The sequence below is a fragment of the Amaricoccus sp. B4 genome, assembly GCF_043226085.1.
In the GTDB taxonomy this organism is placed as follows: domain Bacteria; phylum Pseudomonadota; class Alphaproteobacteria; order Rhodobacterales; family Rhodobacteraceae; genus Amaricoccus.
Genome location: NZ_CP171225.1, coordinates 3,625,188 through 3,636,718 on the forward strand (window position 1 = coordinate 3,625,188; position 11,531 = coordinate 3,636,718).

An 11,531-nucleotide genomic window follows, 5' to 3' on the forward strand; every position below is an offset into this window, starting at 1 on the left:
GCGTCCGGCGTCAGGGCCGCGCATGAGGCTCTCCATGATGTCGATCCGGAGCGGCCGCTGACGGCGGCGGCTCCGGACGGGGCTTTCGCCGGGGAGCGCCTTCGGGTCGGAGGCGCTCCCCGGAGGGACGCTCAGAGCCGGGGCTCACGGGCGGGGACGGCAATCCTCTCCCAGGCCTCGGCCACCGCCGCACAGGTGCCGGCCGGAACGGCACGCAGGTCAAGGGGATAGCTCACCCCTTCGGCCTCGACCGCGCGGGTGGCGTGAAACTGCCCGTTCGCGGCCCGCAAGATCCAGCCTCCCTCCGTGCAGGCATCCGAGGCCAGGAAGGCAACGCCCGGCGCGACGGCTTCAGGCTTCAGATCCTCGGGCTCGCCCTCCACGCCCCACATCCGGGTCCTGGCCACCGGGGAGACTGCATTCACGACGATGCCATGTTCGGCGCCTTCGCCCGCCAGCACGTTGACGATGCCCACGGCGGCCATCTTGGCTGCGGCGTAGGACGCAAGCCCTCGCTGGACATATTGCGGATAAAGCGCCCGGCAGGATGTCGTCAGCACGATCCGGCCATATCCGGCATCGCGCATGGCGGGCCACGCGGCCTGCGCAATCCAGAGCGGGGCTTTCGCCATGACCGCCATCATGCGATCGAAGGACGCCTCCCGCACCTCACCGATCCGTTCATGGCCGACCCAGCCGGCGTTGTGGATCACCGCATCGAGACGTCCATTCAGCGCCAGACAGTCACCCACCAGGCCATGGCAGCCATCACGTGTATCGATACTGTGGTGGAACGGGTGCGCCTCGATCTGCTCGCGGCGCAGCGTTGCAACTGCCTTTTCGGCGATCGCCGGATCCGTTCCGGCGCCGTCCGTATTCGCGCCCACATCGTGCAGCAAGACAGTGGCGCCGAGGCGGCCGATTTCCCGCGCGTAGGCAAGGCCGAGGCCGCGACCCGCGCCGGTGATCAGCACCGTGCGCCCGGTAAAGACTGGTTGTGTCATGGTGATGGCATCCTCCGTTGCACGGAAGATGGCAGGTCCCTTACGATACATCCAATACCGATGGTAACGGTGCATGATATGCCTGATGTATCAAAAGAGGGTCATGTCCCACGCGGGATGATCGACCTGCGCAAGCTGGAGCAGTTCGTTGCGGTTGCCGAGGAAGGGCACTTCCACCGCGCAGCACAGCGCCTGGGAATGTCGCAGCCGCCGCTGACGGTCGCGATACGCCGGCTGGAAGAAGATCTCGGCGTGACCCTGATCGAGCGGGGCGGCAACCGGATCAGCGGCCTGACCGAGGCAGGCCGGGTGTTCCTCCGCGAGGCGCGCGATACCCTGCGACAGGCCCATCACGCGATATTCATCGCGCGCGAGACGGCTGCCGGCCGCACGGGGCTTGTCCGGCTTGGCTATGTCGGAAGCGCGCTTTACGGGCGGCTGCCGGATGCGATCCGGGCCTTCCGCGCGGCGCGGCCGGATGTGCGTCTTGAACTGCGCGAGGCAACCACCGCAAGCCAGATCGCGAGCCTCAGGGACGGCACACTCGACGTGGCGGTTGTGATCCCTCCGCTGTCGGATGCATCGGGGATCGCATTGCACGGCTTCGACCAGGATCGCCTCTGCATGGCCCTGCCTGTCGATCATCCTCTGGCAGGACAGGCCGGGCTGACGTTGAGCGATCTCGCGGAGGAGCCGTTTATCCTCTGGCCGATGATCGAAGGGCGCGGGTTCCACCTGCAGGTCATGAGGCTCTGCACCGAAGCCCGTTTCTCGCCACGGATCACGCAGGAGGCGCATGGCATGCATGCCGTGCTGTCGCTGGTCGCCGTCGGAGCGGGCGTCTCCATCGTGCCGGCGAGCATGGCAAGCTTTCGGGCAGATCGCATCGCGTATCGGCCGATCGAGAATGCCGGCTCCGCATTCGATCTCTGCCTCGCGGTGCAAGACCCGAACCCCGCGGCCAGAGCGCTCCTCGATGTCGCTGATCGATCATAGCATGGATCAGGAATGAATCCTGCCGGATGTCCTGAACGGCAGCGGCAAGCTTGGAGCTTCCATCCGGAGTGCAGAGTTCGAACGGCCGAAATGCGGTCGGAACCCGCCGTCGCAACTCCCGATATGGCCAGGGCTCGGTGACGTGACTTCAGCGGGTCACTGACGCACCCGGCAGGGTGCGGTGAACCGCGAGGATATCCGAAACCGAAAACTATCAACCCCAAGGACTCTCGTTATGAACGGGGGACGACCGGCGGGCAGGTCAATCCCAGTCGGCGGCAAAACCTGCCAGCGTTCAGGGTCATGGTCGACGCCCTCGACATTCGGGGGCTTGGTCGGATTTTGAGAATGGCGAACCGCCGCCCAAAGCGTCAGGCGAACAGCATCACTGCCCATCTCATTAAATTCAATAGGTTAGCACAGATCACCCCGGCAGTTGCCAGAGTGCCGAAATACAAGCAGGAACAGAAGCACGGGGAGCAAGACGGCGCCATTGCGCGGATCCGTCCGGGCTACCGTATTATTTGACTGCCCTCAGCATCCCGCCATCCACATGAAATGCGTCACCGACAGCGTAACCGACCCGCTCCGAGCAAAGAAACACGCAGAAGTCGGCGACGTCGTCGACGCTTGCGAACCGCTGGATCGGAGCGTGTTCGTCGGCAGCTTCCTGAAGGTAATCCGCCCATCCGTCGCCTTTCAGTTCTCTCGCCGTATTCTCCCCGTCGGGTTTACGGACGAGTCCGGGGTTGACGGTATTCACACGAATGTTCCGGCCGATCATTTCTGTCGACAGGCATTTCGAGAACATCATTGGCGCCGCCCATCATGGCTGCTGCGCTCACGATTGCGTCGCATCCCGCGGCAGTAGCTCCATCGGAGGCGACGCCATGCGCCCTGACGCCGAGTTCCGACACGATGTCTGCCGCCGCCTTGTCGACAGCGGACTCCGTTCGCGCGGTGACGATAACGTCGGCGCCTTCTCGGGCCAACCCCCGCGTCATGGCAAGCCCGATCCGGTTGCTGGCCCCGATGACGATTGCGCGTTTTCCTGTCCGTTGGAGACCAATCAACTCATCCACTGTCCGCCGTCGACGTTGAAGCATTGCGAGACGATGTAATCAGCCTCGTCTGTGGCCAGGAAGATCGCCATGCCGGTCAGGTCCTCGGCCGTTCCCATGCGACCGAAGGGAACGCTCTCGCCGACTTCCTTCTTCTTCTGGCCCGGGGCCTTGTTCTCGTATTTGGCGAAAAAGGCGTCGACACCGTCCCAATGTTCGCCATCGACCACGCCCGGCGCGATTGCATTCACGTTGATGCCGTGGGCGATCAGGTTCAGCCCCGCCGATTGTGTCAGCGAGATCACCGCCGCCTTGGTGGCACAATAGACCGCGACCAGCGGTTCGCCACGCCGACCAGCCTGGCTGGCCATGTTGATGATCTTGCCGCCCTGACCACGTTCGATCATGTGTTTCGCCACGGCCTGCATCGTGAACAGCGTTCCGGAGACATTGACCGAGAACAGCTTGTCGTAGTCTGCGCGCGTTATCTCCGCGAGCGGCGCGGCAGAGAACAGCGCGGCATTGTTGACCAGGATATCGATTTTTCCGAGTCCATTGATGGCGGATGCGACCCCGCTGTCGATGCTGGCCTGATCCGTCACGTCCATCTCGACCGCGATGCAGGACTCGCCGAGGCCGGATGCGGCTGTGCGGGCGCGCTCGATATTGATATCGGCGATGGCGACGCGGGCACCTTCGCGCACATAGGCCTCGGCAAAAGAGAAGCCGATGCCGCGGGCGGCGCCAGTGATGAGTGCGGTCTTGCCTTCAAGGCGAAGTTTCTGGGACATGTCGTCTCCTCCTAGAGATCGGGTATGGTGCAGGCGCACCTCAGGACCGGGCCGCGCGGCCCGGAAGGCGGGTTCAAACCAGCTTCGGGAAGACCGGCGTCAGGTTTGCTGCAAAGAAATTCTCGAGTTCGTCGCGCAACTCCCGGCGCGACGCCTCATCGACGTCCTGCCCGGATGGGACCATTTCGAGGTTGATGGGAACGTGGCCCGCCCGCAGCGTGCGGCATGCCTTCGCGCATGCCAGGACGTCAGAATTGTTCGTCGGCAAGAATACCACCATAGGCGGCCATTCGAACGGCGTAGCGCTCGCGAACGTCCGCGACGGTTTTCCGGCGGCACTGGTTGCTTCCCGAACGCCTGCCGAGAGCTGCCGGCACAGGTCGAAAAAAGCACCATCGAAACGCGCCAGTGCGATTGCTCCCGGCAACGGGCCGCCGGCAATCCCTTCGGAAATTATCCGGGCTACGGCGTCCGTCTCCGGCGCGGTGACTGCAATCACGCCAATGCTGCAAGAATTGTATTCGCACTCAAGGTCTCTCCAGGCGCGGTAAAAGGCAGTGCATGCGTCGTCCACGGCCGAACCTGTGGCGCACGGGCTGCATCCGGAAAGCACCAGATCGCAGACTTCGGACCATATGTGTTCGGCGGAGGCGCTCGCTTCTCCGCGCCCGCTTCGACCATTGAAAAGCAGAACAGGTGGTCGCTGTTCGACAACCTGGCCGACAGCGCAGTTGCGGAATTGCATGCTCATACCATCCCCTCGAACCGGTAAGCGCCCAGCTACTTGGGTCCTGGTTCTAGAATCGCGGCGCCATATTCATAGCGCGGGCCATGCACGGAACTGATGATATCTTGTCATTCGCGCCCTAGCCCGGCGACGAAGTGCGGCGCGCCTACACTCTGGCGAGCTTGCGATACGCCGAGGGCGTCATGCCATGCACGATCCGGAAGGTCCGGTTGAAGTTGGACAGGTTGTCATAGCCGACCGCGCCGCAGATTTCGGTTACGGACATGTCCGTCCGTGCGAGCAGTTCGCACGCCTTGCCTGTGCGCAGGGCGCTCACATGGCGCGAGAATGTGTTGCCGGTCTTTGCCTTGAAGAACCTCGAGAACGAAGTCTCGGTCATCCCGGCGATCTGCGCGACCTCGGACAGGCGAACGCCTGTCGACAGGTTCTCGGCCAGGTGCTGGGAGACGGACGCAAGGATTCTGCTCGTATTTACGTCGAGAACCGGGTGAAAATCGAATGAAGACAGACACTCGCTCTCCGGCGCCCCGGACAGGACGCCAAGAAGATCAAGGAATCGCGCGATACGCTCGATGCCACGAAGTGCCCCAATTTCTTCAAGCAATCGTGCGCCGGTGTCCCTGGCCTTGTCTCGAAACCGCAGACCGCGGCGGGCCGCGGCAAGGAGCCGTTCAATTTCACCGAGCTCAGGCAGCAAGCAGCTTGCGTCGCGTATCTTCTGTTCATCGAATTGCAGAAGGATGTCTCGCCCCTCGATCGTCTCACCACTCGGGAGGGGCGTCACCCAGTTGTGCGGCAGGTTCGGACCGATCAGGAACAGGTCACCCGGACGGAAATGGCTGATATGATCGCCAATATAGCAAGTGCCCTCGGCGTTGCGGATGAGGTGAATTTCACATTCCGGATGCACATTCCAAACGCTGCGCGGCAACGGATAGTCATCCCGCCGCCAGACGAAGCTGTCAGACGGGGCAGAAAGAACGGCTTCGCCGACCGGAACCTGGTCCCGCCAGGATACTCTTGCCTGTTTGGCCCTTGCAGCCATGCTCTCGCACACGCTCCCAATCACGGCGCTGATGAACGGTTCAACCGATCTTTGACAGATCTGGCTGTTTCCTCGTCCTTTCTACACGAGTCGACCAGATCGCCAAACCCGGGGCAGGCCTGGCCGCCGCCAGAACCTCCCCGTCCTGACGTCGGACAGACGGCGACGAGGCCCGTCTCGGACCCGACCGTCGCGCCGCCGCTCGGCAGGATCGTAGCGCGGCTGGTGAAGGCGTTGCCCTCGGTGATCGCACGCACCGGCGCTTCGAGCAGGGTCAGGATCGCCACGCCGTCCGTGACGTCATGGCCCAGCAGCTCGGTGCGCCGTCCTGTGTTCGCGCCGCTCGTCCAGTCCAACGTGCCGAAGGTGAACCAGCCGGAGGTGACCGCGCCGAGCCCCGAGGCGGTGAAGGCCCGGTCGCGCAGGAGATCGATGACACCACCCGCGCCCTTGAAGGCGGGGTCCTCCAGATCGGCTCCGCAGCGCGCGTCGCCGAGAGCGGCGTCACAGGTCGTCTGGAACGTCCGCCCGACCGTCTGGCCCAGCACATGGACGGGCGAGCGGACCTCGGCGACGAAGGCCAGACGTCCACGCCGGATCACCGTGCGCACGCGCGGCGGCCGGAAGCGTGCGCTCGGGACGCGGGCGCCGATGGCGATACCACAGGGGCCGAACCAGCGCTGGTCGCTGGACGTCGTGTCCGACGCTCTGGCCGATGGTCGGCGGTTCCGCATCCTCTGCATCATCGACGACTTCAGCCGGGAATGTCTGGCGACGGTCGTGGACACGTCGATCTCGGGTATCCGGGTTGCAAGGGAACCCGACCGGATCGCCGAGATGCGCGGTTACCCCTGCATGGTGGTCAGCGACAACGGCACCGAACTGATGTCGAACGCGATGCTCAAGTGGCAACAGGATCGCCAGGTCGAATGGCATTACATTGCGCCAGGAAAACCGATGCAGAACGGCTTCGTCTAAAGCTCCAACGGCTGCCTGCGGGATGAGTGCCTCAACGAGCGCCTGTTCCCGTCTCTGTGCCACGCCCGTCACCTGATTGCGGCATGGCGCGACGACTACAACCACCACCGCCCGCACTTGAGCCTCGACGGGCTCATCCCGCGGGAATATCACCAACGGTCAGAAGAGGACCAAACCCTGAACAGGACTAAATCATAAAAGCGGACTCAAAGGGGAGCAGGTCACAGGCGCACATACTGTCCGATGCCTTTCATCCACCCCGCCGAAGAGCCACGGAGCTGGTCCAGGACGGACGTTAGGTCGTCGCGGGTGTGACGGGGGCCCTGAAAGCGCGCGCCCAGGAGATCCGGGTGCGGCCGGCCGGGATGAGCGGCGAAACGATACGCAAGGCGCTGCAGGAGTTTTCCAGTTCGGTCAACGACCAGGTGAACGGCGCGGCACTGCATCCCGCACTCGCCGCGGACGTGTTCCGGGATGCGCTGCTCCGGCGCTCCTCCCAGCCTGCGTGGGCCGTCGCGAACGGCACGGGTTGGGAGGGCGACCCGCCCGTGCCACCGCGGTCCCTCACGGCGGTTTCGCCCAACAGAACCATGAGCTGGGAAAACGACCTGCCCGAGCCGCCGCACAGGGGCAGTTCCGGCAAGCGCCCGCGACCTCCCTCGCCGCTGCCGCGGGGGGCGCTCTGGTGAGCCGGGACATTTCACCCGCCGCACGGAAGCGGATCCTGCGGGCGGCAATCAGGGTGATGCGCGAGCTTCGCGGCTATCCGGAGGATTTTCAGGCGGCCGCCGCAGCGGACCTCTGCTACGAGACCCGGGACGCGGTCCTGCAGGTGAACCGGGAGGTGGCGCGCAGCGCTTTATCCGCGCGCCCGCAGGTCACAGTCCGAGGTCATCCCGCAAAAGGCGGTTGATGCGGGCGCTCGCGTTGCCCCCGGCCGCGCGCAGCGCCGCGGCTACATCCGCGTCGAGCATCACATTCACCCGCTTGCGCTTCTGCGCCTCGGGCAGGGCAGGGCGGCCCCGGCGGGCGTGGGCCAGCCGGCCCAGCGTCTCGTCATCGAGCGGCGGGTTGTCGGGATCGGCCTCGGCCGCCCTGGTGATCTTCCGGTCTTCCTCTTCCGAGGGCAGGATCGCTTTCCGTGCCATGTCAGTCTCCATTGAAGGCGCGGACCTCGCGCCGGTTCGCCTTGCGCAGGCTGATGATGCGGCGGGATGTGCCACGGTCGGTGAAGACACAGACGTGCAGGCGGTCGCCAATGACGCCGAGGGCAATCTGGCGGCGCTCGCCGTAATCGTGCCGAGTGTCTTCCACGATGGCCGCGCCGGTCCAGTCGAAGCCGTGGTTCGCGAAGTTTGCCGCCCGTTTGGCTTCATCCCAGATGTATTTCGCTGCGCTCGTCATGCAATATTCATACACACGTTTATTCGTGAGGGCAATAAAGGTGTGTATTTTAAATGGCGAGTGATTAATGCCGGCGGCGCGGCGCGCCACCCCACGCCTCCCCGCCACCCGTCCCGGCATGCCGCCCCTTCGGGGGCCGATCTACCGAGGAGGTGCCGCAGATGGCGGGCAGAACTTTGAGTAAGGAGACGGCAATGGATATCGCCACGGCCTGGCGTGAAATTGAGGTGGCCGGCGAGATGCTGGAAACGCTGAAAAAGGCGCGTAAGGAGCAGGCCGTGCCTGACATTCGCGACGCCTTCGGCCGGCTGCGCGGCGGCTTGCAGCTTGGCGTGCCCTCCGGGAGCAACGGCCATCGCCTCTATGATGTGCCCTGGTCGCTCGCGGAGACGGTCATCGAGCGCACGTCGCACACCACCGCGCTCGCCTTTCGGCGCTCTCGGTGAGGGCCGGGATAGAGCTCGGCCCGGATCAGAACGCGGACCAGCCGGGCCTCGTCGAATGAAGCAAGCGGATCTGCAAGCCTGCGCTCCGTGCGTCAAGGGCATGATGCATGTCGGGGCGTCTTTCTTCTGCCGGGGCGAGATCGGGCAAATGGTGGTCGACCTCAAGGTGGTGCAGCGGCAGGCGGGCCTTGAGATGGAGTTCGGCGGTCGGATCGCGGGCGCCCTCGACCCGGACGAGGAACTGGCGGTGGAAGTGAGATCGCGGAAGGCGCTGGTTTGCTCGGACTGCGCCTTGGGCGAGCGCATGCTCCTGGCGGTTCCGCTCGAGGAGTGACCGTGTGCCGTTTCGAGCTTCGCCCTATCCGCCAAACCACGCGACCGCCCACGCGCGGTAATGCATACAAAGCGCAATCTCGGCCATCATCGCGGCCGCCTCAGAGATGATACGCACTGAAGCGCCCCCCAGTTCCCCAACGTGAAGGTGCGCTCAAGTGCCTGTTTCTGCGATTCCGCAGAGATCGGTTGGTTAGTGCCTGGTGAAGGACCGGCCGGGCGAGCTCCTCGCGCGACCGGTCATCGTCTTGTCTATCAACTCGCGAGCTTTTGCGCGGCTTCGACCTCCGCGAGTCGGTCCAGCCGGTCGATCTCGGCGGCGATCAGGGCGCCGGCCCGCACGAGGTTCGCGCGGCGATCGCGCGGCTTCCAGAAGGCGGCGGGAAGCCACCAGTCACCCGGCGGCTCTGCACGCCACTGCGGGAAGCGACCCCAGCGGAGGAGGGCGTTGGCGCTCCGGGCCAGTTCGCCCTTCAGATAGTGGTCGTCATGTTCGGCGGTGAAACCTTCGGCTTCGATCTGGCGCCGCCGCTCCTCGGCGATCGCCTCGGCTCCCGTGGTCATGTGCGTCTCCTGTTTTTCACCCCTCGCCAACACCGGTTGTCGAGATAGGCAACAATCATGACCAGAGACGGGTTCCCGAAGAAGGCGCGGGGTGGCGAACAGGCGCCGCCACCCCGCGCCACCCTGTGCCATCACGCCCGCCAATCCCGCTGCCATTCTGCCACCACGCCGCGCGGCGCGCAGGAGAACGCGGCAGGAGGCAGAGCCATGGATGAGACGATCAAGGACGAGGCACAGACCCGGTACCGGGTTACCGCGGGCGAGCTGCGCCAGTTCGTGGAGCGCTACGAGCGGCTCGAGCAGGAGAAGAGGGGCATCGCCGACCACGAGAAGGAAGTGATGGCCGAGGCCAGGGGGCGCGGATACGATGTGAAGGTGCTCCGCAAGCTTATCGTGCTGCGAAGGCGCGACCCGGACGAGCTGAGCGAGGAGGAGGCAATCCTCGAGCTCTACAAGCAGGCGCTTGGGCAGTAACCCGACCATGGCAGAAACTGCCCTGACCCTCGGCCGGATCGCGGCAGTGCGCGCCCTCGACATGCGCTGGGCGGAGCTCCTCGAGGCGCTGGCCGAGGACGCGGAGGCCTTCGACCGCGGGCGGGTGGTCTCCATCGGCGACGTGGTGCTCGCCTGCGGCGAAATGTCCGCCATGCTCTGCCTGCACCTGCTGCCGCCCAGAGCCCGGGTGTCGGGCGTCATGCGGGCGGTGCGCCGCGCGCTCAAGCACTCGGACAATGCCCAGGCGCACGAGCTGGCGGGCGCGGTCGAGGCCTGGCTTGCCGGCGGGCGGCTCGAGATCGCGGGCGAGGTCACGGAGGCGAACCGGACTGCCCGCACTCTCGCGGTCGGTCGGGCCTGGGCGGTGTGGGCCGCACACCTCGAGCCGGCGGCGCATGCAAATTGGGCCCGGACGCGGGCGGCAGCCTGGGCGGAGGAGGCGCTGGAGCTGGCGGTGCGCACCGGGGTCACTGACCCGCCGCCGGCGCATCTGGCGCCGCTCGCCCTGGCGGCCGCCTGCACCGCGCACCGGATGGCGCTGGCGGCCGCGCGGATCGAGGCCGTTGCGGTCTCCGAGGCGGAAGAAGGGTTCGAGGGTGACTGGCCGGCGCAGCGCGCGGACCTCCTCGAACTCTATCCGCCCGTGGCGCTCGCGCACCGGCTCGAAAGGGCCCCGGCGTGACGGACTATGCGAAGGCGATGGCCGCGCTCAAGGATGCGGACGCTTGGCTCCCGGCAGACAAGATCGAGGCCATCGCGCAGTTTCTCGAGCTCTTCGAGCCCTACGCGGGCGACGATCCGGAAGAGGCGCAGGCGCGCACGCCGGTCATGTGCCGCTGCTCGAACTGCGGCCTGACCTCGCCGGCGTTCTTCACGCCCGCCCCCCTTGCCCGCGCGGCGCGGGCTGCACTCCGCCGCGGTGTCTGTCCGCGGTGCTACTCCACCGAGCTCCTCATGGTTTCCCGGCAAAGGCCTGAATGATGCGTGACCTCTCGAAAATCCCCGCCTTCGCGTGCAAGCCCGGCTGCTCGCTCTGTTGCGGGGTGGTGCCCTTCACGGATGCGGAGCGCGACGCCATGGCGGAGAGGTTCCCGCTGCTCGCCTGGGTTCCGCGCGAGGATGGCTGGTTGCTGCAGGGCGCGCTCGAGGACTCCACCTGCCCGCTGCGCCGACCCTCTGGCTGCATGGCCTACGATATCCGGCCCGGCCTCTGCCGCCTCTTCCAGTCGGTGGACGATCCGCGCATGACCTGCCCGGAAAGCTGCGGGCCCGAGCGCAAGCTCTCCAACCGCGAGGCGGCCGAGGCCATGGGCTGGGCGCGTGCTGCTGGTTCGGTGCACTGAAAGTGATTGGCTGCAGGTGTTACCCCAGCCGTTACCCCGGGGGCGGCTAAGCCCATCCCACTGCGATGCAGTGGGAGAAATCTGTTTTCATTTCTAGGGGGAAATGGCGGACTGGGGAGGATTCGAACCCCCGACCCCTTGATTCGTAGTCAAGTACTCTATCCAACTGAGCTACCAGTCCGTGGAGCGGGGAAATAGCTGCAGGCTCGGGGCATTGCAAGGGCAAAACCGCATTTTTCAGATAGTTTTCTGGCGGGCCTTGAGGGCGCGTTGAAAGCACCCCGGTAAGGCTGCGGGCCCGGGGCAAATGGGCGCGCGGGGCG

At 65.5% G+C, this 11,531-nt stretch carries 19 protein-coding genes, 1 tRNA gene and 1 pseudogene; 10 read left to right on the top strand and 11 right to left on the bottom strand.

What is annotated here, in order from left to right:
• Positions 1-131: 131 nt before the first annotated feature.
• Positions 132-1,004 carry an SDR family NAD(P)-dependent oxidoreductase gene (locus tag ACF66B_RS17390; protein WP_111429728.1) on the bottom strand — a complete coding sequence of 291 codons (873 nt, stop codon included), beginning with the start codon at positions 1,002-1,004 and terminating at the stop codon, positions 132-134.
• Between the two features lie 117 nt (positions 1,005-1,121).
• On the opposite strand from ACF66B_RS17390, the gene ACF66B_RS17395 reads away from it, so the two are divergent.
• Both ACF66B_RS17395 and ACF66B_RS17400 read left to right on the top strand, forming a co-directional pair.
• On the top strand, positions 1,122-2,000 hold the full coding sequence (locus tag ACF66B_RS17395; protein WP_111429727.1) for a LysR family transcriptional regulator: 879 nt from the start codon (positions 1,122-1,124) through the stop codon (positions 1,998-2,000).
• Between the two features lie 303 nt (positions 2,001-2,303).
• A complete protein-coding gene (locus ACF66B_RS17400; protein ID WP_111429726.1) occupies positions 2,304-2,528 on the top strand; it encodes a hypothetical protein in 225 nt (74 codons plus the stop codon).
• On the opposite strand, the gene ACF66B_RS17405 is transcribed toward ACF66B_RS17400, so the two are convergent.
• The 6 genes from ACF66B_RS17405 to ACF66B_RS17430 all read right to left on the bottom strand — a co-directional run bounded on the left by ACF66B_RS17405 (position 2,521) and on the right by ACF66B_RS17430 (position 6,256).
• Complete coding sequence (locus ACF66B_RS17405) at positions 2,521-2,814, bottom strand: SDR family oxidoreductase (RefSeq protein ID WP_392663422.1); 294 nt, start codon at positions 2,812-2,814, stop codon at positions 2,521-2,523. The two genes, ACF66B_RS17400 and ACF66B_RS17405, sit on opposite strands and share 8 nt — an antisense overlap.
• On the bottom strand, positions 2,732-3,106 hold the full coding sequence (locus ACF66B_RS17410; protein ID WP_392663424.1) for an SDR family NAD(P)-dependent oxidoreductase: 375 nt from the start codon (positions 3,104-3,106) through the stop codon (positions 2,732-2,734). Before ACF66B_RS17410 ends, ACF66B_RS17405 begins: the two co-directional genes overlap by 83 nt.
• Positions 3,070-3,852, bottom strand: a complete 783-nt coding sequence (locus tag ACF66B_RS17415) for an L-iditol 2-dehydrogenase (RefSeq protein ID WP_111429725.1) — start codon at positions 3,850-3,852, stop codon at positions 3,070-3,072. The genes ACF66B_RS17410 and ACF66B_RS17415 overlap by 37 nt, the downstream gene beginning before the upstream one ends.
• Before the next feature lie 73 nt (positions 3,853-3,925).
• Positions 3,926-4,597, bottom strand: a complete 672-nt coding sequence (locus ACF66B_RS17420; protein ID WP_162683256.1) for a hypothetical protein — start codon at positions 4,595-4,597, stop codon at positions 3,926-3,928.
• A gap of 148 nt (positions 4,598-4,745) precedes the next feature.
• On the bottom strand, positions 4,746-5,645 hold the full coding sequence (locus ACF66B_RS17425) for an AraC family transcriptional regulator (protein WP_162683255.1): 900 nt from the start codon (positions 5,643-5,645) through the stop codon (positions 4,746-4,748).
• A 20-nt stretch (positions 5,646-5,665) separates the two neighbouring features.
• A complete protein-coding gene (locus ACF66B_RS17430; protein ID WP_392663427.1) occupies positions 5,666-6,256 on the bottom strand; it encodes a DUF2163 domain-containing protein in 591 nt (196 codons plus the stop codon).
• Between ACF66B_RS17430 and ACF66B_RS17435 the strand changes: the two are divergent.
• Together ACF66B_RS17435 and ACF66B_RS17440 are read left to right on the top strand one after the other, a co-directional pair.
• A pseudogene (locus ACF66B_RS17435) lies at positions 6,231-6,821 on the top strand (integrase core domain-containing protein); the annotation flags it as partial. The gene ACF66B_RS17430 and the pseudogene ACF66B_RS17435 sit on opposite strands and share 26 nt — an antisense overlap.
• 167 nt (positions 6,822-6,988) lie before the next feature.
• On the top strand, positions 6,989-7,312 hold the full coding sequence (locus ACF66B_RS17440; RefSeq protein WP_111429722.1) for a hypothetical protein: 324 nt from the start codon (positions 6,989-6,991) through the stop codon (positions 7,310-7,312).
• 189 nt (positions 7,313-7,501) lie between these two features.
• Here ACF66B_RS17440 and ACF66B_RS17445 read toward each other — a convergent pair whose 3' ends face one another.
• Positions 7,502-7,771, bottom strand: a complete 270-nt coding sequence (locus ACF66B_RS17445) for a BrnA antitoxin family protein (RefSeq protein WP_162683254.1) — start codon at positions 7,769-7,771, stop codon at positions 7,502-7,504.
• A 1-nt stretch (position 7,772) separates the two neighbouring features.
• Positions 7,773-8,117 (bottom strand): BrnT family toxin, encoded by a 345-nt coding sequence (locus tag ACF66B_RS17450; protein ID WP_392663431.1) that lies wholly within the window; start codon positions 8,115-8,117, stop codon positions 7,773-7,775.
• A gap of 104 nt (positions 8,118-8,221) precedes the next feature.
• On the opposite strand from ACF66B_RS17450, the gene ACF66B_RS17455 reads away from it, so the two are divergent.
• Entirely contained in the window at positions 8,222-8,473 is a 252-nt protein-coding gene (locus ACF66B_RS17455; protein ID WP_111429719.1) for a hypothetical protein, read from the top strand.
• Between the two features lie 55 nt (positions 8,474-8,528).
• Positions 8,529-8,807, top strand: coding sequence for a hypothetical protein (locus tag ACF66B_RS17460; protein WP_111429718.1), 279 nt, complete (start codon positions 8,529-8,531; stop codon positions 8,805-8,807).
• Between the two features lie 254 nt (positions 8,808-9,061).
• On the opposite strand, the gene ACF66B_RS17465 is transcribed toward ACF66B_RS17460, so the two are convergent.
• Positions 9,062-9,370 carry a hypothetical protein gene (locus ACF66B_RS17465; protein WP_111429717.1) on the bottom strand — a complete coding sequence of 103 codons (309 nt, stop codon included), beginning with the start codon at positions 9,368-9,370 and terminating at the stop codon, positions 9,062-9,064.
• 207 nt (positions 9,371-9,577) lie between these two features.
• Between ACF66B_RS17465 and ACF66B_RS17470 the strand changes: the two genes are divergently transcribed.
• The 4 genes from ACF66B_RS17470 to ACF66B_RS17485 are packed head-to-tail and all read left to right on the top strand — an operon-like array spanning position 9,578 to position 11,208.
• Positions 9,578-9,844, top strand: a complete 267-nt coding sequence (locus tag ACF66B_RS17470; RefSeq protein WP_111429716.1) for a DUF2312 domain-containing protein — start codon at positions 9,578-9,580, stop codon at positions 9,842-9,844.
• Between the two features lie 7 nt (positions 9,845-9,851).
• On the top strand, positions 9,852-10,547 hold the full coding sequence (locus ACF66B_RS17475; protein ID WP_111429715.1) for a hypothetical protein: 696 nt from the start codon (positions 9,852-9,854) through the stop codon (positions 10,545-10,547).
• Positions 10,544-10,846, top strand: coding sequence for a hypothetical protein (locus ACF66B_RS17480; protein WP_111429714.1), 303 nt, complete (start codon positions 10,544-10,546; stop codon positions 10,844-10,846). Before ACF66B_RS17475 ends, ACF66B_RS17480 begins: the two co-directional genes overlap by 4 nt.
• Positions 10,843-11,208, top strand: a complete 366-nt coding sequence (locus tag ACF66B_RS17485) for a YkgJ family cysteine cluster protein (protein ID WP_111429713.1) — start codon at positions 10,843-10,845, stop codon at positions 11,206-11,208. The genes ACF66B_RS17480 and ACF66B_RS17485 overlap by 4 nt, the downstream gene beginning before the upstream one ends.
• Positions 11,209-11,312: 104 nt before the next feature.
• Here ACF66B_RS17485 and ACF66B_RS17490 read toward each other — a convergent pair.
• Positions 11,313-11,389, bottom strand: a tRNA-Arg gene (locus ACF66B_RS17490).
• Between the last annotated feature and the right edge of the window lie 142 nt (positions 11,390-11,531).